We start from the raw sequence: 25,860 nt of genomic DNA, 5'->3' as shown, positions 1-25,860 counted from the left end.
TATTATAGGGTGATGTTGAAGTTGCTTATAAACTCAGAGAGTCGGTTATAAGCAACTTCAATTTTTTTTATCCCCGATCAGGTTTATTATCTTCAACCATACGGTATTTCACAAAGCTATCGGGATAGTTGTTATTTATATAATCTATCAGCTTTTCACGTATTTCCACTCTTAAGTCCCAATTCTTAGAAGAATCTATGCTACTTAGTAAAACTCTCAGTTCCTTATTCCGTTCATTTGTGTTGGTGACCTGTATATTAGCAACCCGCTTATCCCATAACGGATTATTTTCAACCAATGAGTTGAGATAAGAGCGCAGCGAATCGACCGGAAGTTTATAATCGACATACAGAAATACCGTTCCCAAAATATTCGAAGCATTACGAGTCCAATTCTGAAAGGGTTGATCCAGAAAATAATTTACAGGAAGTATAAGTCTGCGTTCGTCCCATATTTTCACAACAACATATGTCAGAGTAATTTCTTCGATCCGACCCCATTCTCCTTCTACAATAACAACATCATCCAGCCTGATTGGTTGTGTGATAGCAATCTGTATTCCTGCCAGAATGGTGGCAATACTTTTCTGTGCAGCAAATCCTATAATTATTCCGGCGATTCCGGCTGATGTTAATAAACTGATTCCGATAGAACGTACTTTATCAAAAGTCATAAGGCAAATAGCAACTACAATGACTGTGATAAGGGCAACTATAATCCCTTCGAAGATCTTCATTTTGGTGAGATTTTTCCGGGCATTCAGATTGTCGGATACCGTCATATCCTGCTTTTTCTGAAAATAATAGAAGGCTATTCTTACACTTTTAATCAATATCCATCCTATAGTAGCTATTAATAAGATGTTATTTATCTGTGCAAGGTTTCCCGCAAAGGGTAGATCTGCCAGAAAAGAATATGCACTGAATATCTTCAGAACAATCCAGAACGCAAGCCACAGCAGCGGCACTTTCAGCAACTCGATAACAAAATCGTCTAACTGGTTATCACTTTTAGCAGCTTTCTTTTTCAAATGATTGATGGTAAACCTGTATATGATAAAAACAGCTGTAAGCGAAAAAATGAATAATATACTTGTAAATAATACACGGTATGTATCGTTGTTCCATAAATCGTTTATCTGCAATATAAGCATAGGCATGTAAATTGTTTCGGATTAATATTATATTGATTCTTTTAGAGAAGGGCAGTTGTTTCTCTATCTTATTTGACTAACACTGAATCCCTACCGATTGTTCTTAATTAAACACAGTTTATGCAGGTTCTGCTTAAAAGGAAAAAGGAAAAAGGCCACCTCATTACTGAGACAGCCTTTTAATTGATATTTTATCTGTTCTGCTTAAAATTATTTAGCAGTGAAGATTACTACACGGTTCCAAGAATCAATCTGGAATGGTTGAACTCTGTCGCCACTAGCTTCTGTAGTTATACGGTTAGCTTCGATACCATATTTCTTGATAAGGATATCAGCAACGGCTTTAGCTCTTTGTTCCGATAATCTTTGGTTAATAGCAGCTGTACCTGTACTCTTATCAGCATATCCTGTAACTGTTACATTAACATCTTTATTGTCTTGCAGATATTTTGCAGCGTTATAAATGTTGATATCCTGATTTTGTTCAAGTTTAGCACTACCGATACGGAATACTACTACAGCATTCAATACAACTTCGCTTTCGCCTTTAGTTACAACTTCAGCAGGTTTTTCCGCTAGTTTTCTTTCAAGACCAGCAACAGATGCTTTGTATTCCTGAATTTGTCTGTCTTTGTTTCTTAACTGAGATTGTAACTCGTTTACTTTGTCATTAACAGCACTTAATTCGCTAGGATCAATTACGTCAACTGTTTGGAATCCTCCGGGAGTAAAACGGTATGTTAAACCTGCTAACAGGTTCAATGTAGCATCGTTATTTTTACCTCCAACAATTCCGTTAAATCTGTCGGCCATCAGGTTACCTGTAGCTTCAACGTTAAGGCTAAGGCTTTCTGTCAAACGGAAATCAGCTTGTAAACCTACACGAGGAACAATAGTGTTTGTTGTTTTTACATCAGCTTCTTTGATGTCTCTGTCTGCAAATGTATGCACATAACCAAGACCTAAAATACCATATAGGTTAAAAGCTTTATCACCTTCGTATGTAGAGAATAGATTTGTTAAATTCAGCAACGCGTCTGCGTTTGCCTGAATGTATTTGTTTTTGTACGTTTTGTCTAAAGCTTCGCCAAGATAAGTTTTGCTTTCCCATCCTCCGACTTGTAAACGTGCTCCGGCAATAGGAGAGAAGTGTTTTCCTACTGACAATGCGACATGAGGTGTTACCACATCAAAAAGGTCTGCTTTACTGGAGTTTTCACTAAAAGTGTATGACCCCCCAACTTGTCCCTGAATGAACCAGTTATCCCCAAATCCGTATTGTTTCAATGCTTTTTCCTGAGCGTTAACTGATAATGCAAGAAGTGTGCTTGCAGCAAATAAGTAAAATTTTTTCATATTCATAATTTCTAGATAAACAATGGAATCCCTAAAATTTAGCCCTTTGTTGGGCGAAAGATACATAGTTTTTTTTAATTTTTTGTTTTTTTGTTAAATATATTAAGTAACAGTAAGTATTTAATATTCTATTTTAAAGCAATAACTATCTATTGATCTTACATTTAGATATGGAAACAGATAGACCTGAGACCTTAAGATCAAGGTTTTTCAATCCAGCTTATTATCTCGGCACTTAATGGACTTCCCTTTGGTAAAACATAACCGGAAACCTGGCCATCGGTATCGATCATAAATTTCTGAAAGTTCCATTGAACTTCAGCGTCAAATTTGCCGTTTTCAGTCTTTTCTGTCAGCCATTTATAGAGTGGAACCTTTTTATTGTCCACAACAGTTATCTTATCCATTATAGGGAAAGTAACTCCATAATTCAGTGTGCAGAATTCTTTTATTTCGGCATTTGTACCCGGTTCTTGTTCTTTAAAATCATTACTCGGAAAACCCAATATAATTAATCCCTGATCTTTGTACTTCTGATAAAGTTCTTCGAGTTGTGCGTACTGAGGTGTTAAACCGCATTTAGATGCAACATTAACAATCAGTACTTTTTTTCCTTTCAGTTTTGCAAGATCATACGGTTTTCCGTCGATGTCTTTTACTTTAAAATCGTATAAAGTTTTCTTTTGAGCTGTAAGAGTCAGCATACAGCCTATAAGAAGAAATGCAGCAATGGTATATATCTTTTTAGTCATATGTATTTTAATTATTCCTTAGTAGTAGAACAATTATATCTGCCCTTTGTTTGAATTTGTTTAAAAAAAACATCTGCTGAGTGTTAAATATCCTTATTTCAGATAGGTGTATCTTCCGTTGTAAGCAATCTTTAAATACACATTATCCTGATCTGTAATTGTCTGGCTTGGAGTGAAAGAAATAGATATTGTTAGCTTTTTGCGAGTAATCATTCTTGTAAATGTCTCATCCATAAAACTGATCATATCTTTTGTATATAGGTTTGCATCACTTCCTTTTATTTCTGTAAATGTTTTGGTAACATCATTTACCGTGATTTTAAAATTTTTGAGAGAAGCATCACTTTTTAGTCCTATAATTTCGAGAGCTGTACCTTGAGTAGGGAATAATTCTCCTTTAGTTATAGGCGAAACATAATCATTTCCTTTCAGCATATCATCAAGAAGAACTGTTACAGGCTCTGTATTTACAACTGTTTGGTCGGCAAACCCTTTGATGGGATAATTTGTCGATGCTACGGCTGTAAATGTGTATGACGTACGGTTGTCACTGTCATCACTTCCACAACTGATAAATATAGTGGATACAAATACTATTATTGATAAAAAAGTAAAATACGTCCGTTTCATGTGTTTAAATTTTGAATGTTGTATGTTTGATAAGTTTATAACGCTTATTCGTTCAGCATTTCCAATAATTGCATCATGGCGGTATTAGAAGCTCTTATAATATTCATATCTCTGTTTTTGCCCATCTGATATTTTTTCGCAACTAGCCGTTCTCCTATTGCGGTGGCTATCCATACCGTACCAACCGGTTTTTCATCGGTTCCTCCACCGGGACCCGCTATGCCCGATACAGCTATTGCACAATCTACATTTAATGCTTTTTGTGCACCTTTAGCCATATCTGTCACAACCGAACAACTCACAGCTCCGTCTTTTTCTATATTAGATGCCGAAACTTTCAGTATGTTGCATTTTACTTCGTTCGAATACGAAACTATACCGCCTTTGAAATATTCCGATGATCCGGCGATAGATGTAATAAGGTGAGCTATATTGCCGCCTGTGCAGCTTTCGGCTGTACCTATCGTTAGACCCGATGAAAGAAGATGCTCTCCTAAAATTTTTTCCAATGGAATATCCCTGTCGGCAACAATTGCTTTATCCAGCAGATTATACAACTTTACGATTTCTTCTTCCAGTTCGTGACGGCGTTCTTCACCTTTTACGAATAGGCGAAGCTTCATCACCCCGGGAGAAGGTAAATAAGCCAGACCGAATCCTTCGGGTAGATTGTTTTCCCAGTCGGTGAGATGGATTGCTAATGCCGATTCGGTGTACCCGACTACTATAAACACCTTGCTGACATAGGCTTCGGCTCTGTATTTCGATTGGAGACGCGGTATTATTTCGTTCTCCATATTGAACTTCATTTCGTATGGCACTCCAGGCATCGATACCAATACTTTGTCATTGCGGTCGAACCATGTAATGGGGGCTGTTCCTACTTTGTTTTGTATAACGGTACAATCTTTCGGAACATAAGCCTGATCGTGGGTGAGCGGGTTTAAAGCCGTCCATGTTGAAACTACATTTTGTATATTCGCCAATACCGAGTCATCGAATATCAATTCCGTACCATAATATTCGCAGAGGGTCTTCTTGGTTATATCGTCTTTTGTCGGCCCTATTCCTCCGGTGGTAAGGATAACATCCACCCGTGTGAAGACATCGGCTATTGTGTCTTTTATTTGCCGGGCGTTATCACCGATAGATATTTTTTCGGTTACATCAAATCCGGCGTTTGTTAATTTTTGAGCCATCCAGGCTGTATTCGTATCGACTATTTGTCCTATCAGTATTTCATCCCCGATTGTAATAATTGCAGTTTTCATCTCGTTTTGTTTTCTCTTTTCAGGTCTTAAACCCTACTGTAATATTAGTTCTGCAAAGGTAAGAAATAGAGTCTCAAGATGAGTGTTAATTTAGTGAAATAATGGCTGTAAAACCCGTTCTTCGATTATAGTACACTATATACCGATCGGATATGTCAATTTGTCGAGTAATTTTTTGTTTTGGTTATCAAAAAGATATATTTGTGATGTAAAGTATAACTACTTTAATTTTATCAATTGCTTAATTTTAGAAAAGAGATACAGCTTTAGCGAAAGTGTATCTCTTTTTGTTATTTCATTTAGAACGGTCTGTGACTGACGGCGCATCCGATCTTTTGCTTTTTCCGCTTATCCGTTTGATATCTATGCGCAATACAGTGGTTCTGGAAAAAGATCCTTTAGCATATTTCAGTCCGATTTCTTTGTATTCAGGAGAATATTTATCGACCAGTAATTCGAGGGCTTTCATCCGCTCATCGTTGTCATCAACTGTTACAATATCTCCGAATGCCAAAACGCTTTCGTAAGCTGTGGTGAATTTAGCGGGCTGTACCATTGTAGAACCGACTACACAGAAACAGACTGACGGATTTTTCTCGATATACCTCAATTTTTCGCCTTCAGGGGCGCAATGCAGGTATATCTTGTTGTCGGAATAGATATAGCTGATCGGGATTCCGTATGCGCTCCCGTCGTTACTCATGGCTAGAAAGCCGTATTCCCCGTTGATAAGGAGATTCAATGCCTGGTCGGCTTCCAGTATACGGTCTTGGCGTCGTATGTTCGAATTATCGTAATTATTCATATTCTTATAATTTATATTGTACTCCGGCAGTCCAGCCCCAATAGAGCTGCTTCAAGGACGATGACGTAAATTTTCGCCACATATAATTAGATGGGAATATTCGTTCATTCTCCATACAATGAGATTGTAAGTAATTGAGTGATGGTCCTCCAAATACCTCTATTCGTTTACCGAATCTATAAGTAGGCATTATACGGAAAGAGTATTTCGTTGCTGTCTTATAGTTATATTCTTCGGCTTTTCGTTCTGCTTCTTCCTGATCGCCAAAATGTATACGCCCGTAAAATTTGGTAATCAATGCGGCTGATATTTCGGTATCTATTCTTAACCTGTTAAATATCGGAGTGTGTATACCTATACCTCCTTCCAATATCCATTGATTGAGGGATGATGCAAAACTATGTCCAAAACCGGCAATGCCGTAAAGATATCGTCCTCCTGACCGGAAAGTTGCTGTAAAATTACTCATTTCGTCGGTCATAATTCCCGCATACATATCTCCGTCTTTGATGATATTGATCAAACCTATAGGATAGTTATTATGTTCGGCGATATTGACTAACCCGATCTGTATGCCTCCCGATTTGCGGGAGTTGGCTAATCCAATCTGAAGCCCTCCGGACTCTTGGTTTATACCGTTAAAGCCTCCTATCTGTATTCCTCTGAGCTTATCTGCATTATTGCCGAAACCTGCTTGCACACCTTTCATGTCTGATGCAAGGTTAATCATACCTGTCTGGAGTCCGTGCATAGACTTTCTTACGGTTGCAAATGGTGCAAGCATAAAGCCATATACATTATAACTGTAGCCATGAATCAATGATAACGATATGTTATTTGTCGTTTCATCAGTTTTTTCGCCATTGGTACACCAGATGCCTGCAAACCCTAAATTAAGAAATGCTCTCGGTGAATCTATTGAGTCCTGCTCCTGAGCACTGCTTGATAGAATAGCCGATGAGAATAAATACATTGCAATAAGTGTCCGTTTCATCATATAGAGTGTTATTCATGAAGCAACAGAACGATATTTAGTTTTAAGACAATAACGTTTTGTTGCTATTATACTTAGACGGGTAATAAATAATGGACTGAGACCTCAGAAGTTTTTCAGTTCCCTGAAGAGACGCTGTATCGGAAGTCCCATTACATTATAATAGGAGCCGGATATAAACTCGACCCCGACAAATCCGATCCATTCCTGAATACCATATGCACCGGCTTTGTCTAATGGCTTGTATCGGGTGACGTAATATTCGATTTCAGACTCGGTGAGTGTAGCGAACCTTACTTCAGATGTTACACTGAATGCGTGCTGTTTATCAGCTGTACTGAGACATACACCCGTTACCACCTGATGCGTACGCCCCGATAGTTCACGGAGCATTTGCTTGGCACAAGCTTCATCTGACGGTTTTCCGAATATTCTGTTGTCCAGTATTACTACTGTATCGGCAGTGATAACGAGTGTATCATCTTTCAGATAATCTTCGTATGCTGCGGCTTTCTTTTTGGCTATATATTGGGCTACCTGACGTTTTTCGATATTGTCGGGATAAGATTCGTCTATACCGGGTATAACTACCACTTCGTAGTCGTAATCGAGCCCTGACAATAATTCTTTTCTACGTGGCGAGTTAGATGCCAATATTAATTTGTACCTGAACTCCATTATCTTATAGCCTCTTTTATTCTTACAAGTTTAGTAAGTAATCCCTCCAGTTGATCAAGAGGAAGCATGTTTGCACCATCCGATTTTGCAGTCGAAGGGGTAGGGTGGGTTTCTATAAATAAACCGTCTGCACCTACTGCTATACCAGCTTTACACATGGTTTCGATCAGTTTAGGTTGTCCACCGGTTACTCCCGATGCCTGATTGGGCTTTTGCAGGCAGTGTGTTGCATCCAAAACAACCGGAAATCCAAATTCCTGCATTTCGGGTATACCTCTGAAATCTACAACCAAATCGCCGTATCCGAATGATACTCCACGTTCGGTAAGCGTTACATTATTATTGCCCGAGTCTATTATTTTCTGTGCGGCAAACTTCATAGCCGAAGGAGCCAGAAATTGTCCTTTCTTGATGTTTATTGTTTTGCCTGTTTTAGCTGCTGCAATCAAAAGATCGGTCTGACGGCACAGAAATGCAGGTATCTGAAGTACATCCACATATTCGGCAGCCATAGCGGCTTCGTGTGCTTCGTGTATATCCGTAACTACAGGTATGCCGAATGTTTCACGGACTTTGCGCAATATTTTCAGAGCTTTTTCATCTCCTATTCCTGTGAAAGAATCCACACGCGAGCGGTTTGCCTTGCGGTATGAGCCTTTAAATACATAAGGTATATTGAGCTTAGAGGTGATCTGCATGATCTGTTCTGCGATATTCAATGCCATTTCTTCACCTTCGATAACACAAGGTCCAGCAAGCAGGAAGAAATTATCGCTTTTTAGTTCCGATATATTCATATTTGATATTTTTTTATTGTTTTCAATCTTATGATTGCGAAAATAGTAAAAAGACCTGATACCTTTACCTTTTCAAGCGTACATAATCGACCTGATGATTTTCGCTTTTATGAAGAATCAGGCTGGCACGTTCACGTGTGGGTAATATGTTTTTACGTAAATTTTTGCGGTTTATTTCACGCCATACACCTTTAGCCATCTGTATCGCTCCGCCATCAGTCAGCATCGTGAAATTGTAGAAATAAGACTTCGGATCGGCAAATGCACCCTGTCTGAATTTCAGAAAGCGGGAGATGTACCATTTTTCGAGCAGTTCTTCTTCGGCATCCACATATATGGAGAAATTGAGATAATCCGAAAGAAATACACGGGGTTTGTCCTGCGGATAATCCATCCCGCTCTGCAAGACGTTCAGTCCTTCGATAATCAGTATATCGGGTTGCCGTATAATTTCGTACTCATCGGGTACTACATCATATATGAGGTGTGAATATTTAGGTGCTTTTACTTCGGTTTTACCCGATTTTATATCACTCACAAATTGTATCAGGCTGTGGATATCGTATGACTGGGGAAAGCCTTTTTTCAGCATCAGTCCTTTTTCTTCCAATACGGCATTCGGATACAGAAATCCGTCAGTGGTGATCAACGCTACTTTTGTGTTTTCCTTCCATCGGCTAAGTAATGCCTGTAATACGCGTGACGTAGTGCTTTTTCCGACCGAAACACTGCCCGCTACACCTATTATAAAGGGTATTTTGCGTGCTTCCTGATTCAGAAACTTCATCATTGCTGCCTGACGGCTGGTGGTTGCGGTTACGTAGTAACTGAGCAAACGGGACAACGGCAGGTATATATCCCGAATCTCGTCCATCGACAGTTCGTCATTGATACCTTTTAGTTTTTCGACTTCTTCGGGAGTCAGTGTCATTGGTTCCGACTCTCGCAAGGCTGCCCATTGTTCTCTGTTGAAAAGCATATAAGGGCTGAACGCTGAAATTTCCATTTATAATCTTTTGGTTGGAGACCATTATTGCCATACCATTAATAAGCTGTCGGCATACTCCTTTTCTGTCAATTTTACAGGTATTGAGTCTCTGCTGATGCTTTTTTTATATACAGCAAATTTATTTTGGGGCAAATGTACAAAAAAGGGTAGACATATGATCTATACATGCCGATATATTAAGGTAAGTCCTCAATATACAATTTTTTATCTGTGAATTTGCAGCTTCAATAAAATCCGGCTATGCGTTCTATGTCGTAATTGTAGCTTGCTTTGGTCTTATCGGCTTTCGATACGGTAAGGGTAATTATTTCACGGGCTTGTTTCTTCACGAAGTATTCGCCCTGACCTTCAACAAGTACGCCTCCGTTGTTGTGTTGTATCGTTATTTTGAGCGGATCGAGTAGTTCTCCTGCTTTTTTGAAGTCGGGCAGGGTATACAGTCTGTCCAATGCTCTGTTGGAACCGCCTTCAACAACAAGCGAATCGGGTGTTCCGTCTATTTTAAGGGAGATCGTTGATTTAGTTGTGTTTTTTATCGAAAGGTTCATCCCGAATACAACTCTATCCATATTTACCTCGGCTTTAGGCGATAGTTCGGGATCGAAGTCGGCTAATTCACCATAATATCGGTCGAGAGCCGGAATCAGATATATATGGTTGTAAGTTGAGTCTTTGGTTTGAGATACAACACGTGATTTACTTCCCGACAGATCGGTAAAATAACGGGTACTGCTTATTGTGAATTTATTGGATAACTCAACCGGAGTATGATCATTTGCTACAAACGGTTCGTAGTACGACAGGCTGTCGTGGCTCACGAGCTGTTTACCGTCAATCACTATGGTCGATTCTATTTTGTATCTGGCATCATCGGGCAACACCAACTTTATATCGGAGTTGTTGTCGAACAATCCGTATGCATAAGCAACATAATCATCAGAACCGGCTACCGATATATATACTTGTACAGCATACAAATCCGCTCCTTTTTCGGCCGGTATGGTTTGCTGTTCTGCAGCGAACCTCAAGTCGATAGGAGTGGTACTGTCGTTCCCGTTATAGTCATCTTTGGCACACGAGAAGAAAATAAATACCGTAATGAATAACAGTAAGTTCTTCATGCTGAAAAAATAGGGTCAGAGACCAGTTTACTACTGCTTTTTGTTAAATAATATAAAAATATATGGTTGTAATGAATTTATTACTTAATGATTTTCAGATAGTTGATGTTTTTTATTTTTCGACATTATCGATTTCGCACCTAATTATTTTATCTATAAACAAATGCTAAGACTTTTAAGTCGATACCAATTTACATAAAAATTTCATTTATTATATAAAAGAAACATAATTTAACAATATAATTTTATAATATATGGCACGACCTCTTAAAACCGGACTGGATTACTTCCCTCTTGATGTAGATATTTTATACGATATTAAAGTTCGCAAGATTGTCAAAAAAAGCGGTGAACAAGCATTCTCCATACTTATCGGGTTATTGTGCAACATCTATAAAGACAAGGGATATTATACCGAATACAGCGACGATCTGTGCTTTCATATAGCCGACACATTGGATGTTTCGGAAGAAAACGTAAATGAAGTTATCACTAAGGCTCTCGAAGTAGGTTTTTTCGATATGCAGATGTACGAAAGTCATCGTATCCTTACATCCGAATCTATACAGGCGAGATTTCAGTCTGCCACCCTTAAAAGGAAAGAATCGGTTATTAACGACATTTACTGGATTTCTTCCGCCAATAACCCCGTTAATGACTCCCATAATACACAAAGTAAAGTAAAGGAAAGTACAGAAAAGAAAAGTAAATCAAAGGAGGGTAAACCTGAACAAAGCCTCACTGCTAATATAAATATCGATGGGAGATCTTATATTATATCAAACAGGTTGCATCGATTAATGTCTTTCATGTCTGAGAATAAACCATATATCAATACCTTGTGTGTAAATAACGGCATCAAAAACAGCGATAATCTGATTCGTTACCTGAAACTGTTCTTCGTAAAACTCGAAAACGAAGGCTCTGCACATACCGATACCAAAGATATTAAACAGCACTTTGCCAACTGGTTGCGGCTCCAGTTAGAGAGGGATAAGCGTCCATCGGAAAAAATAAAATATAACAATAAACATAATTTTGCAAAGCATGACAACACAATCTCGTACAGTGAATTTTGAAGAAGTAGAAAAAGAAATGCGTCTTCACCGTATGCCGATGCCAGCCGACCGTATCTATATGAAAGTACCCGATGCCCGAAATCTTTTATACCGGGCTCTCGAATATTTTCTGGCTAAAGACGGTACAAAGGCTCAATGGCTGCCCGAATACGACCGTGTGGCTGAATGGCTTACCGACAATCAGGGCAAGGGCTTGTTTCTTTACGGTAACTGCGGACGCGGCAAGAGTTTGCTTTGCCGACAGGTTATTCCGGCTATATTGCTGCATGCCTGCCGCAAGGTTGTAAAGATATACGACATGCAGGAAATGAATCACAAACTGGATGAAGTACTGACTAAAGGCATTATCAGTCTGGATGACATCGGTTCCGAAGAAATGATGATAAAGTATGGCGAACGCCGTCTTGCCTTTGCAGAGATAATGGATGCCGCCGAAAAATCAGGGAAGATCGTTATCGTATCCACTAATCTCACATCTGACCAAATACGCAGCCAATACGGCGACAGGGTTTTAGACCGGATAAAGGCTATAACCACCCGTGTACTGTTTAAGGGAGACAGCTTGCGTAAGTGATGGAAGTTTATCATTAATGTCAATCAGTAGTTAGATTGATAAAATCGTTCTTTATTTTATACTTTCAAGTTCTGCTATTTACTAACGCACCCTCTCGGGTTTGTTTTTTATTTTGCCTTGATGCAAAACGAAACAAAAGATCAAGGCTGTGCCTACAAGCCCGACCCGTTACGTGCTCGAAAGCTAAGACAAATAAAATGATTATCGCCGATATCTATTTGTCTTTTAACGCTTTCTTCTCACAACGGGTACCCCGTGCTTTTCGTCAATGCCGGAAACCTGACGGGCGTTAGCCGAGCGGCGTTAACTGTAGTTGCGAGGTATCCGTTCTGTACAGCAGGCGTAAAGAATAAAATTCAAAAAGCCTATATATCAGTAGTTATGAATAAACAAAAAGAGACTTTCTACTGTTTTTTATCCGTACCATAACTTTTAGTTATAGTATATAATAATTTTAAATGACCATTTATCATCTAAAACAGATAACTTTAAAGTCTCAGAACTGTTTGTCGATCTTTAAATACTTTCTGAGGTTAATAAAAATAATAATAGGCTTGAAGCCTAAAAAAAACGGAAGGATATGAAAACTCTTACTTCAGAAAAGCTCACAATAATAGGAGCTGCCGGAATGATTGGTTCTAATATGGCTCAATCTGCAATTCTTATGGGGTTGTCCGACAATATTTGTTTGTATGACCCCTATGCCAAAGGGTTGGAAGGTGTTGCCGAAGAACTTCTTCAATGTGGATTCAAAGGGCTGAACCTGTCTTTTACATCCGATATTAAAGAGGCTCTCAAAGGCAGTAAGTATGTGATATCTTCGGGGGGGGCTGCCCGAAAAGAAGGTATGACCCGTGAAGATTTGCTGAAGGGAAATGCCGAAATAGCTATTCAGTTCGGGAAAGATATCAAGAGTTACTGTCCTGATGTAAAACATGTGGTTGTAATCTTCAATCCTGCGGATATTACAGGATTGCTCACATTATTATATTCGGGTCTTAAACCATCTCAAGTTACTACATTGGCGGCGTTAGACAGTACCCGACTAAGAAACGAACTGGCTAAACACTTCAATATACATCCCGATAAGGTTGTCAATTGCCGTACTTATGGAGGACATGGTGAACAAATGGCTGTGTTTTCGTCTACCGCAACTATCGACGGTAAACCGCTCAATGACCTGATCGGAACACCCAAATTAACCAGCGAACAATGGAAATCACTCAAAGAAAGGGTGATACAAGGGGGTAAAAATATCATTGACCTGAGGGGGCGTTCTTCGTTTCAGAGTCCGGCATACCTGTCGCTTGCCATGATAGGTGCAGTGATGGGTGGCGATAAATTTGACTGGCCTGTAGGTGCGTATGTCAATAACGGTGAGTTTGACCACGTTATGATGGCTATGGAAACTTCGTTAGATGCAAATGGAGTTCATTATAAAGATGTGAAAGGTACAGATGATGAACACAGCGAACTGAAACAGAGTTACAAACACCTCTGCGATCTGAGGGATAGCCTGATTAAATCGGGTGTGATTCCTGCAATAGATCAATGGAAATCGATTAATTCCAATCTATAAGACAGAAACAAAGATAAAGGTCTGCCCAATTTTTTGAGTAGACCTTTATTCTTTTATATAGATGATCGTTTTATCATTTTGCACCGATCCATGTAGCCTTTCTCCAGAGATATTCCAACGGACCGTGTCGATGGCTTTTCATCCACCAGCGGGCAAACGAGAATTGAAGAAGGAACAGGACAATACCCAACAGAAACGAAAAGGTAATGCTCAGCTTGTCGTGCAATCCTAATCCCCAGTTATAAAACAGAAACGAACCTACCATCGACTGCGTGATGTAGCATGTAAGGCTCATCATCCCATAAGGGGCAAGTTTGCCTAACAGTTTATGGAAACGGGTAAGATAATAAACATTGATAAGCGTCCCCATCATAAAGAGCATAAATGACAGATTGGCAAGCGATCGCACAACGGTTTGCAGTGGTGTAAGTACTGCTTTGTTGTTGATAAAGTCGGGCAGCATATTTGCTAATCCATTGAGAGGGAAGAAGCATATCACGGAAATCAAAAGTGTTTTTTTCCAGAACTTCAGATTCGAATCGTTCTGAAGCAGCAAACCTGTACGCCCGATTAGCATTCCCATCATAAACAAGGCTGCTGTTTGGAAAATACGTCCGTATTCCCACGCATAAGCAAGCGATGCCATCTGTCCGTCCCAGAGATTCATTTTCAGGGTTTCGGTAAAGTTTCCGTTTTGCTGTACGGCATATGCTTCTCCAAAATAGTAATAGGTAAGGCTTTTTCCCGGCACGAAATCGGGATTAACCAGAGCATATATCATTTTATACCATTCTACAGGTTGCAGCATCAGTATAGTGAGAATGATAAATACTGTCTTGTTTGAGAGCCGTGCAACAAAAATCAGCGAGAAGCCGACCAGTGAATACAAAACTAATATTTCGCCTGTGAAAAACATCGCATTGATATTTCCCCACACGAAAAGCAAAACCAAACGCCAGGCAAAACGAGGGCGAAAATCTTCACCTTTGAGTTTACGTCCATTGTCCTGAATGAAAAAACTGAATCCGAAAAGCAGGGCGAAGATTGCATACCCTTTACCGGAAAATGTAAAGAATACAGAATCCCAGATTGCTTTATCGAAAAATTTCAGCCACGGGTTTTCCACTTCGGGAAACGAATAAAAATTGAAATGCTCAATGCAATGAATAAGAAAGATTCCCATTACCGAGAATCCTCTCAAGACGTCGGCTACGTCTATTCTGGAAGGTGAATTCATGTGTTATATTTAAGTTTTACTTTGTTTTTAGTAATAAATAAATGAAGGTATTAAATGATTTATTCTCAAGTTATAATAAGCTCATATTGTTATACTTGCCGACGTAATAAATAGGTCTAAGACCTTATTTTATTTCGAAGGTGCAATTCAGGTTATCGTCACCTACAGTTGCTCCCAGCTTTTTGTAAAAGCCTATAGCCGACTCATTCCAATCGAGAACCTGCCAGTTGAGATGTTTTACCTGCTGTTGTTTGGCATAGTCTATCAGAGCGCATATCAGCATCGTACCGACCGAACAGCCCCGGTATGCTTCATTGACATACAGGTCGTCCAGATAAATCGATTTTCCGCTCCAAGTGTGAAATATAGTCGAAAATATAGCATAGCCGATAGCTTCTCCTTTTGGATTTTCGGCTAATATACATGAGTAATATTCTTGCTGCTTTATAAAATCTTCGACAGATGTCTTTACTTTATCAGTCTTACCCAGATAGCCGGCAAACTCTTTAACCAAATTAAATACCTTCGGGAGATCTTTTTCTGTCGCTTTTCTGATTGTAATGTCCATTTTTTATATATTCAATAAATAAGTGTTGTTATAAGGATTTTTCCATTTTTATCAAAGAAAATAAAAATATCATTCAAAACAAAAAAGACCAACCGAATATATCGATTAGTCTTTTGTTATAAGAAGAGCCGTACCAGTGGAAAATGACGAAACTCCGTAAAACAGGATTTGAGTGCCCCGCTCCCTTTGTAATTCACTGCGCATAAAGCAACCCCGGAGGGTGTGACCCGCCATTAGAAACGGTAAGCTTGTCTCGGAATTTATCTATTAATTGATGAGTTTCCCAATCGACCAGTACGACCCTATATCCTGCAGGAGGCTTTCCTCCGTATTTAGCGTCTTTTCTTAGATCAAAATTAGCTGTTAGAAATGAATTATGCAAGTCTTTATCCTCTATTTTATTAGGATTTCAGTCTTCCGACTTCAATTTTACCAATTCTTTTTCGAGTTTATTGATCTTATCGTCTTGTTGTATAATATATAGAGTGAGCTCTTCTACTTTTTTGAGTAAGTTGATCTGAAATTCATTTACATTAAGCCCGTTTTCCTGCATTTCTTTTTCGGATGGAATATCCGGCAGGTGTTTATTGTCTTTAATAAAGCCTTTGACTTGCGATAAGGGGCGTAACTCATAGTCTTCTTCAAATACATAGTCGGCTCCGGCATTTATTTCTATTTTAACTTCCCTTGCTCTTATTGTACCTGCCACTTCAAGCATTTCGGTAGGTTTTGTTGTACCTATGCCGATATTTCCATTGGGGAGTATTCTCATTCGTTCTTGAAGATCAATATCCCCACTTTCATTTCCTTTGGGATTAGTATAGAAAGCCAATCCTGTATTCTGGATATAGGGTACATTTGCAGCATAATAATTAAACCGAAGTGCGGATATACGTGCACCCACCTGATCCGGCCTTACATCCCGATACCCTGTAAAGTCGATATTGTACTGCTGCGTCAAACCTCCTACGGGTACATTTTTATTGCCGATATCTCCGATTTTACCTATACGCAGAGATGTTCCGTATAATTCTGTTTGAGAATAGGCATGAGTACCTCCTAAGATAGCAAGTAATAAGATAACGATTGTTTTTTTCATATTTAGAGTGATTTTGTGTGCTTGTGTTAATGAATTATTACCTAAAAAAAAGCAGATTATATTGTTCATATAATCTGCTTTTCTATAAAATCGTACTGAAAGATAAAGACGAAACTCCGTGTAACAGGATTTGAGTGCTCCGCTCCTTTGTAATTCACTGTGCCCTGAAGCAACCCCGAAAGGTGTGACCCGCCATTGGTAACGGTAAGCTTGTCTCGGAATTTATCTATTCATTGATGAGTTTCCTAATCGACCAGTACGACCTATATTTTAGCTGGAGTCTCTACTCCTTTAGGTTTCTCTTATTTGTTATTTCAAATATAAATGACTGAAATGAAATATCCAAATAATTTGATAATATTTTCATTCAAATATGCTAAAAAGCATATTTTTCAGGTCGCAGTCCTATTTGGTTTTCTCTGCTACATGGCAATGACAGCTCGAGCAACCGCATGCTGTGCGTCCTTTATTCTTTCCAAAGAAAAAAGAGTATACTTTATAGCCGATCCAACCTAATACGGCTAATCCTACAACTGCAACTATTATTTCCTGTATCATAATCTTTTGTTATTATTGAGACCTGGTTATCATTTAAGGTCTGAGACATTAAAACAACCGACCGATTAATTTCGTTCGATCTTTTCTAAATTATTAAGCTTCCGATCTGAAATACAAGGAATGCCAGTACCCAAGCCAGTATGGTGGTATAAGCTATACTGAACAATCCCCATTTCCAAGAACCCGATTCTTCCTTAATGGCAGCAATAGTAGCTACACATGGGAAATATATCAATACAAATAGCAAAAAGCTTGCCACAACCAGCGGAGTAAATGTCGGAGATCCATCAGCATTGGTACTGCTCAGAAGCCTGTCTTGCAACGAACCTTCGTCTTCGTCGGCATTACCGGTGTATAATACGCCCAGTGTGCTGACTACCACTTCTTTGGCTGCACTACCTGTCAAAAGGCTGACACTGATACGCCAATCGAATCCCAAAGGTCGCATTACCGGCTCGATAAATTTACCGATGCGTCCGATATACGAGCTTTCGGTATGGTCGATATTTTTCAATGATTCTATTTCCGCTATTTTCTCATCTTTCTGCTCTTCGGTCAGTTGTCCGTTATCGAATTGTTGTTCCGTCTGAGTTATTTGAGCGTCCAGATTTTCGACTTTATTGTTATTCAACGGGAAATATCCTAAAAACCAGATTGCGATGGATGCTATAAGGATTACTCCTCCCATTTTGCGAAGATACTGACGCGATTTATCCCACATATGTATCAGTACCGATTTGACGGTTGGCATACGATAGGGGGGGAGTTCCATTACAAAAGGTGCGTCTTCACCTGCAAACATGTATCGCTTGAAAATGCGTGCTGATATTACGGCAAGCAATATACCGGTAGCATATAAACCGAATAATACCAATCCTGCATATGATTTGAAGAATACACCTGCAAACAGAAGGTAAACGGGCAGACGGGCACTGCATGACATGAACGGATTGACCAGCATGGTTATCATACGGCTGTTTCGGCTTTCGATGGTACGTGTTGCCAATATGGCAGGTACGTTACAGCCGAATCCCATGATAAGCGGAATAAACGATTTACCGTGCAAACCCATTTTATGCATAATCTTATCCATAATGAAGGCGGCACGTGCCATATACCCCGAATCTTCCATAAAGGATATAAAAGCATAAAGTATAACGATATTCGGCAGGAATACGATAACTCCGCCGACTCCACCTATTATACCGTCTATAATAAGGTCTTTGAGCATGCCATCGGGCATATATGTGGCTATGGCTTCTCCCAGCCATCCGACAGCCGACTCTATCCACTCCATCGGATAACCTCCCAAACGGAAGGTACATTCAAACATGATCCACATAAAGAGGAAGAACAACGGGAAACCGAGGTACTTATTTGTCACCACTGCATCTATGATACGTGTCGAATCCGATTCTTTCAGTTTCTCTTTGTATGTTTCTTTTAGTCCTCCCGCCACAAATCCGTATCGGGCATTAGTTACAGCCGATTCGGTGTCTTCATTCAGTGTGCTTTCTATATTTTTAATTTCCTGAGCTGTTGCAGCCAGTATAGTATCAGCAGTTGTATATGTTTCCTTTATGAGGTCGGTTACAGCTTTGTCTTTTTCCAGTAATTTGATAGACAGGTATCTGGTAGGGAAGATGTGTCCCGGGTCTTTTTCCTTATCTATCAGTATATTCAATTTGCTGATTGCATTTTCTATCGTATTGCCATAATATATTTTTATGTGGCGTACAATAGGCTCTTTATCCTCATAAACACGTATAACAGCATCAAAAAGGTCTTTGATACCCATTCCCGAACGACAGATCGTAGGGACAATAGGTATGCCTAATGATCGTGCCAATTTAGGATAATTAAACTCACTGCCGCTTGCCTGAAGTTCGTCGTACATATTCAGATCAATCACCATCGGTACGCTCAGATCGATAAGCTCGGTTGTAAGGTATAGGTTCCGCTCGAGGTTAGATGCGGCTACCACGTTTATCACTACATCGGGTTTTTCTTCCACAAGGTAATTACGCACATATAACTCTTCGGGTGTATAAGCCGATATCGAATAAGTACCCGGAAGGTCTACTATTTTTATCTGATATCCTGCGTGCTTAAATTTACCTTCTTTCGAATCTACGGTTACACCACCATAGTTACCTACATGTTCGTGCGCTCCAGATGCTATATTGAAAAGAGATGTCTTTCCTGCATTGGGATTGCCGACAAGGGCGACTGTAATTTTCTTTGTGTTTCCCGGTTCTTTTTTATGAAAACTGTCATTTTCGTCATAACTGTTTTCGAAAGAGAATTCTTCTTCGTGAGTTTTCTTCTTCTGTAAATCTTTCGGGTAAATTACTTCTATGAGGTGAGCTTCGCTGCGGCGCAACGAAACTTCGTAATCCATTATCTTATATTTGATGGGATCTTTGAGCGGTGCATTAAGTATAACTTTAATGACTTTTCCTTTAATAAATCCCATTTCGAGGATTCGTTTACGGAAGGCTCCACTACCATTGACTTTGACTATAACGCCTAGTTCGCCGGTTTTAAGGTCGGACAACAACATATCTTTTTATATATTCGGGGTCTCTTACGGGGACAGACCTGTTAGACTTAAATAAGAATTACAAAGATGCTTATTTTTGCCGAGAATAACGTCTTTATTTATATTTATTTTAAATAAGAAAATACTCCCATCCTAACAAAGTATAATTACTAATGCAGGATGCCGCAAAAATTGATCTGATATACCGAAAGAAAATACTTAAAAACAAGAATACTTTCGATCTGCGAAAAAATAATTACATTTATACCCTTAATGAAAGAAGACAAACTATACTAAATTATATGAAAGCGAAAAACATTCAGAAAGTATTTGTTATCAGTGGTTTTATTTCTTCTATAGCCATGTTCTCATGCAGCAGTAACGGCTCACAAGTTCCGGCAAAAGACAATCAGATAGTATCTGCTCGGGATACGATGAAACTCAATCTTGATTTTACTTCTGTCGATACAATCAAAATTCTTTATACAGCTAACGAAGAGACTCAATCACGGATAAAAGAGGAAGAAACCAAAGCCCATATAGAACGGATACTTGGCACGTTTGTAAACGATACAGCTTGGAACAATAGCGGAATTATGGTAAAGATGGTTGCACCTGATTATATGCTGGTATTGCATCATGCCGAAGAATCAGGGCTTACAGACAATTGGGTGTCTATCTGGAAAGAATTAGGAAAGGCTAAAGTCGAAGATAAGTGGTATGTGCTGCCAAATAGCAAAGGTGAGCTATTTGCACTTTTAGACACTTTGAAGTATAAAAGATAAGGCAAAAATTAAGACTAACAAACTCAGAAAAGGGCTGTTAGCCTTAATTGAAAAATATTATAAACTCAATTCATTGGCGTATGATTCCCAGTTGCGGAACAATGCTTCCATAGACGGTAAAACGATATCAGCACCTGCATCCCACAACACTTTTTCGTCCAGAGGACCTGTATTGACAGCTACCGTAAATAATCCGGCAGCAACGGCTGCTTCTATTCCCATCGGTGCATTTTCAACAACTATAGCCTGATTGGCTTTCAGATGTCCGCCTTTTTCCAAACCCATAAGATAAGGCTCGGGATGCGGCTTTCCGTTCTTTACATCGAAAGCTGTGACCATTTGATTACGATTGAAGATTCCCGGAAAGTTATTGTCGAGGTTATCAAGCAGAGAGGGCTGTCCCGAACCTGTGACTACAATACATTGCAATTCTTTCCCTTTAACGGCTTTCAGAAGGTCATAAGCATAAGGTATCAGCTCCCCATCATTGAATATGGCAAACAGTTCCGATTTACGCTTATATATACGTTGTTTCTCTTCTTCTGTGGCATGACGTCCTTTGTTTCGCTGTATTACAAGGTCTATAGTGCTGTAACCGACACGGCCTTCGTGCATGAAGTATTCCTCATAAGTAGAGTCAAGTCCTTCTTCATCCATGACAGCCTTCCACGCTTTAGCATGGTATTTCATCGAATCATAAAGTACTCCATCCATATCGAAGAGCACTGCTTTCATATCAAAGCTACTGTAGTTATGTTTTTGAAGATAATCTTTAAATGCAGATAACATATATTTTATTTTTGCGATTTGCATTGCAAAGATAGCTTTTTATGCTGTCAGATACAAAGTTTGTCAAATTTTCAAGTAAAATGAGATACTAAAAAAAGACAAGGCACTTCTGTTAAGGAAATGCCTTGGTTGCTATTTATTTATGAATATAATATTGTTATTTAAACAGTAACGGCGCAAATTCAGTAAGATATACCCTCCAGTTTCGCCAGATATGTCCGCCATCCGATTCCACATAGGTATACTTATAACCTGCTTTATCTAATAACTCTCGGTATTCGGTATTTGCTTTATACAGAAAATCGTCTTTGCCGATGGCGATCCAGTATAGTTTAGGATTCTTTTCGAACTGGACTTTCAATTTAGCGTCAATGTTTTCATAAACAGAAGACTGCACTTTATTTGTAGGGAGTATTGCTGCAGAGAATAATCCTACATAATCGAACATATCGGGATATTGCTTGGAAATATGTAGTGAGTGGAAACCGCCCATCGACAATCCGGCAATGGCACGACCTTGTTTTGATTTTACAGTACGGTAATTAGAATCTATAAATTTGACTATATCAGGGAAACTTTCTTCCATCGTGCCGTCCATTGTATGAGGTAGATTAAATGTCGGCTTATAGAAACCCAATGACGATTCGCCCGGAGCGGCTTCCTGTACTACATTGCCGTTTGGCATCACCACGATCATCGGCTTTGCCTTTCCCTGAGCGATCAGATTATCCATTATCTGAATAGTGCGCCCCAGAGTGTTCCAAGCCTCTTCATCGCCTCCCATTCCATGCAGAAGATACAGAACCGGATATTCGAGATTTGATGTTTCGTATCCGGCAGGAGTATAAATGGTTATCCGCCTGTCTTTCTTTAATGTCGGGCTGTTGTACCAACGTTTCGAAACTGTTCCGTGAGCTACATTATTCACTTTATAATAGTCTGCCTGACCTCCGCCAACCAAAAAAATATTAGTTAGAGAAGCCACGTCACGCACTAAATACATATTATTAGGATCGGAGGTCTTGATGCCGTCAATAATAAAAGAATAGGAGTAAAGCTCCGATGGCAAAGGCTGCTCCGTAGTATATTCCCATATACCGTTGGCTCCTTCTTTAAAATCGACAGGCAGTGGAGCGTCCACCTCGCCGAAAGGCGTACTTTGTTTTCCTACTGGTAAAAAGTCGCCTGTCAGCTGTATTTTTGCTTTCTGTGGATTTAAAACTCTGAATGTAACCCGGTTGTCAGGAAGAACTTCTGGAGAAACGATATCCTGAGCACCCCATAAAGCCTCTTGTCCGTATACCAATGCCGACTGCATAAGTACGGCAATAACTAAAAACGATAATTTCCTTTTCATAAAAATGCAGATATTTACATTTAAGGTCTCAGACCTTTTGTTTGTTTTGTAAGTATAATATTAACAGATAGTTATTCTTAACCAATTCATTGTTTAGCTGTCTTCTGTTACTTAGTCGCTGAAACAATCGAAAAACGATTATAATTATAAGGAAAATATTCGAAAGAAGCAAAATTGAGAGAGCCTCTTGATAATCTTGTTTTTTTTATAACTTTACAACTTATCAGTAAAAAACGCTGGAATATATAATTAACAGAACGTAATAACTCAGATATGCCCGTTACACTACCGGATAATTTGCCTGCAATAGAAATTCTGAAGAAAGAAAATATCTTCGTGATGTCGCAACTTAGAGCCAAAGAACAAGATATTAGACCTCTTAAGGTATTAATATTGAATTTGATGCCTATAAAAATCGCAGCAGAAACCGATTTGGTACGCTTGCTGTCCAATACACCTTTGCAAATAGAGATTGATTTTCTTCGTTTGTCGACACATCAGTCCAAAAATACTCCAATTGAGCATATGGATGCTTTCTATAAGGAGTTTGATGAAGTAAAAAGCAGTAATTACGATGGTTTGATAGTTACAGGTGCACCCGTGGAGATGATGGAATACGAAGAGGTTAGTTATTGGAACGAAGTTTCATCTGTTTTCGATTGGGCAAAACACCACGTAACATCTACATTTTATATCTGTTGGGCGGCTCAGGCTGCGCTTTACCGCTTTTATGGTATTCCGAAGTATCCTATGCACGAAAAAATGTTCGGTGTATTCAAACATACAATAAATGACCGCAGTTTTCCTTTGTTTCGAGGTTTTGATGATGAGTTCTATGCTCCGCACAGCCGTCATACCGAAGTAAGGAGGGAAGATATAGAAAAGCATAAAGACCTGAAAATATTATCGGAATCCGACGAAGCGGGTATATATATAGTTGTCGGCAGGGGAGGGCGTGAGTTTTATGTAACAGGTCACTCCGAATATTCACTATACACATTGCATAACGAATACTCAAGAGATAAGGATAAAGGAATGGATATTGATATCCCGAAACATTATTACAGGCAGGACGATCCGGGTCAAAAACCGATCTCTCGCTGGACAGGTCATGGAAACCTTTTGTTTAATAACTGGATGAACTATTACTTGTATCAGGAAACGCCTTACGATGTAGATCAGATAGAAAAACTAGGAAATATATCATTACCATCGGAAACAGCTTTGTAACAACTGTTTCCGTTCATTCTCCATATCATTACTTTAATCGATGGACAACTTCAGCGTTGTGCCGTCTACATAAATCCCCTGAGATTCGGTAATCTTCATTTTGGCATTTTCCGCTAAACTGAATGTGTCTCCATTATTAAATATCACATCCTTACCGATAGTATAAGATGCTATATTCAGAACCAGGGTATAAAGGCTGTCTGCATCCAAAGGAGTACCGATAATTTCAAATTCGGGTTTGCCAAAACTTTTCATACCGTAAGTATAAGCATTGATACCTTCATCGGTCTTACGCAATCCTATATATACCCATGCAGGTACAGGTATGCGTCCGTTTTGGAGATCCTCGATACAAGCCAGATAAAAATCACGTTGAAGCAGTAATGTTTCCTGCCCCTGATATATGGCTACACAATCGGGAGATGTCATTAATATAGAGCAAAGCATCTTACTTAACAATGTGTGTCTTTCTGTTTCGGATCGATCACTGCTAAGCACTGATACTATGGCATGGTTTGTCTGATGTTTGAGAGTTTCTCTTGCTTCCCTCCACAAATAAGCATAGTCGATAATAGCGTCCAGTTCTTCTTCCGGAACAGGAACAGGCATATTTGCGATAGCCACAGGCTGACCGTCAAGATCAAAAACCGCAGTGGCATTGTCTCCTGATAATTCAGTAACCGACAGTTTCCAGAATGTTTTCAGATGATCGATAACCTTATCGAAGTCATAGCCCCGATTATTGATAAACACAGGCATAGCCAGAAGTATAGGATGTTCTGCCTGACTGATATTACCCGGTTTAGGTATCGGTTGGTCGGTTTTGTTTTTTATAATCTTCCTAAAAAAATCAAATAGTCCCATTTTATAATTATATTTTAAGGTCTCAGACCTATTTACCTCGCCTTCGCTTCGGCGATTGTTAATATTAAATGTGTAAGTGTGAATAAAACAGATAGTTATTCTTCCTTTAATCGTATGCTAGATTCTTTCTGTTACTTAGAGTCTGTTTTTTATAAACTCCATTCATCTACATTGTTTGCGATATCTTGTATATCATTGATCAATTTGCATGTGTGGTATCCGTCAGCCGCTGCATGATTGACAAAGGCAGCTAAAGGTAGTAAAATTTTGCCATTCTGTTCGAAGTATTTTCCAAATCGAATAAAAGGGAAGAGTAACGAAGATTCAGTAAATGTATCTTGGGCAAATCCATCGAAACTAAGCCATGGTAATGACGACAGCAGACAAAAATTGGATGGCTGATCGGGGCGTGCTTTTATTTCCTTTACATCTTTATATGTCTCCATATCGGTGCATACATTCGAATAAAACACCCGGAAATTTTCGTTATACTCACTCCATATATCCGAAAATGTTTTATCGTCGTCATGGAAGATTGTATATGCCGGATTTACATAGTTCCAAAAGCCAAGTGTACCTTCGGCATTGAATGACATACGGAACTCAACATTCTGATTAACTGCCTTTGTTATAATGTACAGCATCGCCGGATAAAATTTAAACCCTTTGGATTGCTTGGCTTCGATCAGCTGTGTGATGTCGATGTTTTTACTGAGATTGTATCTTGTTTTTATTTTGTTATAAAAATAATCGAAATATTTTTTTCTTGCCCAGTTTTCGAGGTCTATAGGTGTGAATATAGCTTTCATTCGGTATTTGTTTTTTTTAAGGTACAAACCTTATTTTTCATCAAAACAGTTCAAAATGAGTCATTGTTTGTGTAAAAATGCTGTTTTAACTAAATTTTTGACTGTTTTCAAAATATTTTTTCTCTTTTTTGTGTTAAACGTATATAGACCGGATCGAACAGGTTATCTCCGGAGAATAGAATATTGGGACTAAATGCTGCATCAGACTTATTACCGTAATAGAT

General features: G+C 39.0%; 26 protein-coding genes. 5 read left to right on the top strand and 21 right to left on the bottom strand.

The window, feature by feature from the left end; all coding sequences use genetic code 11:
* Window positions 1-67: 67 nt before the first annotated feature.
* The 11 genes from AABJ51_RS04385 to AABJ51_RS04335 all read right to left on the bottom strand — a co-directional run bounded on the left by AABJ51_RS04385 (window position 68) and on the right by AABJ51_RS04335 (window position 10,566).
* Window positions 68-1,153 carry a mechanosensitive ion channel family protein gene (locus tag AABJ51_RS04385; RefSeq protein WP_338374542.1) on the bottom strand — a complete coding sequence of 362 codons (1,086 nt, stop codon included), beginning with the start codon at window positions 1,151-1,153 and terminating at the stop codon, window positions 68-70.
* A 210-nt stretch (window positions 1,154-1,363) separates the two neighbouring features.
* The gene (locus AABJ51_RS04380) at window positions 1,364-2,509 is read right to left on the bottom strand and encodes an OmpA family protein (RefSeq protein WP_026625258.1); all 1,146 of its coding nucleotides are present in this window, start codon (window positions 2,507-2,509) and stop codon (window positions 1,364-1,366) included.
* Between the two features lie 200 nt (window positions 2,510-2,709).
* Window positions 2,710-3,261: a glutathione peroxidase gene (locus AABJ51_RS04375; protein ID WP_338374541.1), complete on the bottom strand. Its 552-nt coding sequence runs from the start codon at window positions 3,259-3,261 to the stop codon at window positions 2,710-2,712.
* Between the two features lie 93 nt (window positions 3,262-3,354).
* Window positions 3,355-3,891 (bottom strand): hypothetical protein, encoded by a 537-nt coding sequence (locus AABJ51_RS04370; RefSeq protein ID WP_338374540.1) that lies wholly within the window; start codon window positions 3,889-3,891, stop codon window positions 3,355-3,357.
* A gap of 44 nt (window positions 3,892-3,935) precedes the next feature.
* Window positions 3,936-5,162, bottom strand: coding sequence for a CinA family nicotinamide mononucleotide deamidase-related protein (locus AABJ51_RS04365; RefSeq protein ID WP_338374539.1), 1,227 nt, complete (start codon window positions 5,160-5,162; stop codon window positions 3,936-3,938).
* Between the two features lie 295 nt (window positions 5,163-5,457).
* A complete protein-coding gene (locus AABJ51_RS04360) occupies window positions 5,458-5,967 on the bottom strand; it encodes a pyridoxamine 5'-phosphate oxidase family protein (RefSeq protein WP_026625254.1) in 510 nt (169 codons plus the stop codon).
* 4 nt (window positions 5,968-5,971) lie between these two features.
* Window positions 5,972-6,964: an RNA-binding protein gene (locus AABJ51_RS04355; RefSeq protein WP_026625253.1), complete on the bottom strand. Its 993-nt coding sequence runs from the start codon at window positions 6,962-6,964 to the stop codon at window positions 5,972-5,974.
* A gap of 102 nt (window positions 6,965-7,066) precedes the next feature.
* Entirely contained in the window at window positions 7,067-7,639 is a 573-nt protein-coding gene (locus AABJ51_RS04350; RefSeq protein ID WP_338374538.1) for a Maf-like protein, read from the bottom strand.
* Window positions 7,639-8,445, bottom strand: a complete 807-nt coding sequence (gene kdsA, locus AABJ51_RS04345) for a 3-deoxy-8-phosphooctulonate synthase (RefSeq protein WP_414991412.1) — start codon at window positions 8,443-8,445, stop codon at window positions 7,639-7,641. The genes AABJ51_RS04350 and kdsA overlap by 1 nt, the downstream gene beginning before the upstream one ends.
* Before the next feature lie 55 nt (window positions 8,446-8,500).
* Entirely contained in the window at window positions 8,501-9,442 is a 942-nt protein-coding gene (gene coaA, locus AABJ51_RS04340) for a type I pantothenate kinase (RefSeq protein WP_026625250.1), read from the bottom strand.
* 227 nt (window positions 9,443-9,669) lie between these two features.
* Window positions 9,670-10,566, bottom strand: a complete 897-nt coding sequence (locus tag AABJ51_RS04335; RefSeq protein WP_338374536.1) for a hypothetical protein — start codon at window positions 10,564-10,566, stop codon at window positions 9,670-9,672.
* 254 nt (window positions 10,567-10,820) lie between these two features.
* On the opposite strand from AABJ51_RS04335, the gene AABJ51_RS04330 reads away from it, so the two are divergent.
* The 3 genes from AABJ51_RS04330 to AABJ51_RS04320 all read left to right on the top strand — a co-directional run bounded on the left by AABJ51_RS04330 (window position 10,821) and on the right by AABJ51_RS04320 (window position 13,798).
* A complete protein-coding gene (locus AABJ51_RS04330; RefSeq protein WP_338374535.1) occupies window positions 10,821-11,645 on the top strand; it encodes a DUF4373 domain-containing protein in 825 nt (274 codons plus the stop codon).
* Window positions 11,614-12,219, top strand: a complete 606-nt coding sequence (locus tag AABJ51_RS04325; protein WP_026625248.1) for a P-loop NTPase family protein — start codon at window positions 11,614-11,616, stop codon at window positions 12,217-12,219. The genes AABJ51_RS04330 and AABJ51_RS04325 overlap by 32 nt, the downstream gene beginning before the upstream one ends.
* Window positions 12,220-12,799: 580 nt before the next feature.
* Window positions 12,800-13,798 (top strand): malate dehydrogenase, encoded by a 999-nt coding sequence (locus AABJ51_RS04320; RefSeq protein ID WP_338374534.1) that lies wholly within the window; start codon window positions 12,800-12,802, stop codon window positions 13,796-13,798.
* A gap of 73 nt (window positions 13,799-13,871) precedes the next feature.
* Here AABJ51_RS04320 and AABJ51_RS04315 read toward each other — a convergent pair whose 3' ends face one another.
* The 6 genes from AABJ51_RS04315 to feoB form a co-directional block, all read right to left on the bottom strand.
* Window positions 13,872-15,035 carry a DUF418 domain-containing protein gene (locus AABJ51_RS04315; RefSeq protein WP_338374533.1) on the bottom strand — a complete coding sequence of 388 codons (1,164 nt, stop codon included), beginning with the start codon at window positions 15,033-15,035 and terminating at the stop codon, window positions 13,872-13,874.
* 124 nt (window positions 15,036-15,159) lie between these two features.
* Complete coding sequence (locus AABJ51_RS04310; RefSeq protein ID WP_338374532.1) at window positions 15,160-15,603, bottom strand: GNAT family N-acetyltransferase; 444 nt, start codon at window positions 15,601-15,603, stop codon at window positions 15,160-15,162.
* A 193-nt stretch (window positions 15,604-15,796) separates the two neighbouring features.
* Complete coding sequence (locus AABJ51_RS04305) at window positions 15,797-15,985, bottom strand: hypothetical protein (RefSeq protein ID WP_338374531.1); 189 nt, start codon at window positions 15,983-15,985, stop codon at window positions 15,797-15,799.
* A 27-nt stretch (window positions 15,986-16,012) separates the two neighbouring features.
* Complete coding sequence (locus tag AABJ51_RS04300; protein WP_338374530.1) at window positions 16,013-16,702, bottom strand: hypothetical protein; 690 nt, start codon at window positions 16,700-16,702, stop codon at window positions 16,013-16,015.
* Window positions 16,703-17,107: 405 nt separating this feature from the next.
* The gene (locus tag AABJ51_RS04295; RefSeq protein WP_338374529.1) at window positions 17,108-17,260 is read right to left on the bottom strand and encodes a FeoB-associated Cys-rich membrane protein; all 153 of its coding nucleotides are present in this window, start codon (window positions 17,258-17,260) and stop codon (window positions 17,108-17,110) included.
* A gap of 85 nt (window positions 17,261-17,345) precedes the next feature.
* On the bottom strand, window positions 17,346-19,823 hold the full coding sequence (feoB, locus tag AABJ51_RS04290) for a ferrous iron transport protein B (RefSeq protein ID WP_026625243.1): 2,478 nt from the start codon (window positions 19,821-19,823) through the stop codon (window positions 17,346-17,348).
* Between the two features lie 281 nt (window positions 19,824-20,104).
* Here feoB and AABJ51_RS04285 point away from each other — a divergent pair, with 281 nt between their 5' ends.
* Window positions 20,105-20,587, top strand: coding sequence for a hypothetical protein (locus AABJ51_RS04285; RefSeq protein ID WP_338374528.1), 483 nt, complete (start codon window positions 20,105-20,107; stop codon window positions 20,585-20,587).
* Between the two features lie 57 nt (window positions 20,588-20,644).
* Here AABJ51_RS04285 and AABJ51_RS04280 read toward each other — a convergent pair whose 3' ends face one another.
* Both AABJ51_RS04280 and AABJ51_RS04275 read right to left on the bottom strand, forming a co-directional pair.
* The gene (locus AABJ51_RS04280; RefSeq protein WP_338374527.1) at window positions 20,645-21,376 is read right to left on the bottom strand and encodes an inorganic diphosphatase; all 732 of its coding nucleotides are present in this window, start codon (window positions 21,374-21,376) and stop codon (window positions 20,645-20,647) included.
* Window positions 21,377-21,533: 157 nt separating this feature from the next.
* Window positions 21,534-22,733 (bottom strand): esterase, encoded by a 1,200-nt coding sequence (locus tag AABJ51_RS04275; RefSeq protein WP_338374526.1) that lies wholly within the window; start codon window positions 22,731-22,733, stop codon window positions 21,534-21,536.
* A gap of 273 nt (window positions 22,734-23,006) precedes the next feature.
* On the opposite strand from AABJ51_RS04275, the gene metA reads away from it, so the two are divergent.
* Window positions 23,007-23,963: a homoserine O-acetyltransferase MetA gene (metA, locus tag AABJ51_RS04270; protein ID WP_026625238.1), complete on the top strand. Its 957-nt coding sequence runs from the start codon at window positions 23,007-23,009 to the stop codon at window positions 23,961-23,963.
* 33 nt (window positions 23,964-23,996) lie between these two features.
* On the opposite strand, the gene AABJ51_RS04265 is transcribed toward metA, so the two are convergent.
* The gene (locus tag AABJ51_RS04265; protein WP_338374525.1) at window positions 23,997-24,827 is read right to left on the bottom strand and encodes a DUF4261 domain-containing protein; all 831 of its coding nucleotides are present in this window, start codon (window positions 24,825-24,827) and stop codon (window positions 23,997-23,999) included.
* Between the two features lie 149 nt (window positions 24,828-24,976).
* A complete protein-coding gene (locus AABJ51_RS04260) occupies window positions 24,977-25,636 on the bottom strand; it encodes a CatA-like O-acetyltransferase (protein ID WP_338374524.1) in 660 nt (219 codons plus the stop codon).
* Window positions 25,637-25,860: the final 224 nt, after the last annotated feature.

Origin of the sequence: Indolivaga capnocytophagoides (assembly GCF_036511535.1) — a bacterium.
Classification (GTDB): domain Bacteria; phylum Bacteroidota; class Bacteroidia; order Bacteroidales; family Dysgonomonadaceae; genus Dysgonomonas_A; species Dysgonomonas_A capnocytophagoides.
This window is presented reverse-complemented; position numbering and strand designations above follow the sequence as displayed.

Excerpts from the sequence above, each read along its gene's own strand:
- AABJ51_RS04295 (WP_338374529.1), bottom strand. The coding sequence starts at position 17,260 with ATGATACAGGAAATAATAGTTGCAGTTGTAGGATTAGCCGTATTAGGT.
- AABJ51_RS04315 (WP_338374533.1), bottom strand. The coding sequence starts at position 15,035 with ATGAATTCACCTTCCAGAATAGACGTAGCCGACGTCTTGAGAGGATTC.
- AABJ51_RS04310 (WP_338374532.1), bottom strand. The coding sequence starts at position 15,603 with ATGGACATTACAATCAGAAAAGCGACAGAAAAAGATCTCCCGAAGGTA.
- AABJ51_RS04320 (WP_338374534.1), top strand. The coding sequence starts at position 12,800 with ATGAAAACTCTTACTTCAGAAAAGCTCACAATAATAGGAGCTGCCGGA.
- AABJ51_RS04300 (WP_338374530.1), bottom strand. The coding sequence starts at position 16,702 with ATGAAAAAAACAATCGTTATCTTATTACTTGCTATCTTAGGAGGTACT.
- AABJ51_RS04360 (WP_026625254.1), bottom strand. The coding sequence starts at position 5,967 with ATGAATAATTACGATAATTCGAACATACGACGCCAAGACCGTATACTG.
- AABJ51_RS04275 (WP_338374526.1), bottom strand. The coding sequence starts at position 22,733 with ATGAAAAGGAAATTATCGTTTTTAGTTATTGCCGTACTTATGCAGTCG.
- AABJ51_RS04385 (WP_338374542.1), bottom strand. The coding sequence starts at position 1,153 with ATGCTTATATTGCAGATAAACGATTTATGGAACAACGATACATACCGT.
- AABJ51_RS04330 (WP_338374535.1), top strand. The coding sequence starts at position 10,821 with ATGGCACGACCTCTTAAAACCGGACTGGATTACTTCCCTCTTGATGTA.
- AABJ51_RS04355 (WP_026625253.1), bottom strand. The coding sequence starts at position 6,964 with ATGATGAAACGGACACTTATTGCAATGTATTTATTCTCATCGGCTATT.
- AABJ51_RS04380 (WP_026625258.1), bottom strand. The coding sequence starts at position 2,509 with ATGAAAAAATTTTACTTATTTGCTGCAAGCACACTTCTTGCATTATCA.
- AABJ51_RS04375 (WP_338374541.1), bottom strand. The coding sequence starts at position 3,261 with ATGACTAAAAAGATATATACCATTGCTGCATTTCTTCTTATAGGCTGT.
- AABJ51_RS04280 (WP_338374527.1), bottom strand. The coding sequence starts at position 21,376 with ATGTTATCTGCATTTAAAGATTATCTTCAAAAACATAACTACAGTAGC.
- AABJ51_RS04365 (WP_338374539.1), bottom strand. The coding sequence starts at position 5,162 with ATGAAAACTGCAATTATTACAATCGGGGATGAAATACTGATAGGACAA.
- AABJ51_RS04285 (WP_338374528.1), top strand. The coding sequence starts at position 20,105 with ATGAAAGCGAAAAACATTCAGAAAGTATTTGTTATCAGTGGTTTTATT.
- AABJ51_RS04370 (WP_338374540.1), bottom strand. The coding sequence starts at position 3,891 with ATGAAACGGACGTATTTTACTTTTTTATCAATAATAGTATTTGTATCC.
- AABJ51_RS04260 (WP_338374524.1), bottom strand. The coding sequence starts at position 25,636 with ATGAAAGCTATATTCACACCTATAGACCTCGAAAACTGGGCAAGAAAA.
- metA (WP_026625238.1), top strand. The coding sequence starts at position 23,007 with ATGCCCGTTACACTACCGGATAATTTGCCTGCAATAGAAATTCTGAAG.
- AABJ51_RS04265 (WP_338374525.1), bottom strand. The coding sequence starts at position 24,827 with ATGGGACTATTTGATTTTTTTAGGAAGATTATAAAAAACAAAACCGAC.
- AABJ51_RS04335 (WP_338374536.1), bottom strand. The coding sequence starts at position 10,566 with ATGAAGAACTTACTGTTATTCATTACGGTATTTATTTTCTTCTCGTGT.
- AABJ51_RS04350 (WP_338374538.1), bottom strand. The coding sequence starts at position 7,639 with ATGGAGTTCAGGTACAAATTAATATTGGCATCTAACTCGCCACGTAGA.
- coaA (WP_026625250.1), bottom strand. The coding sequence starts at position 9,442 with ATGGAAATTTCAGCGTTCAGCCCTTATATGCTTTTCAACAGAGAACAA.
- AABJ51_RS04325 (WP_026625248.1), top strand. The coding sequence starts at position 11,614 with ATGACAACACAATCTCGTACAGTGAATTTTGAAGAAGTAGAAAAAGAA.
- feoB (WP_026625243.1), bottom strand. The coding sequence starts at position 19,823 with ATGTTGTTGTCCGACCTTAAAACCGGCGAACTAGGCGTTATAGTCAAA.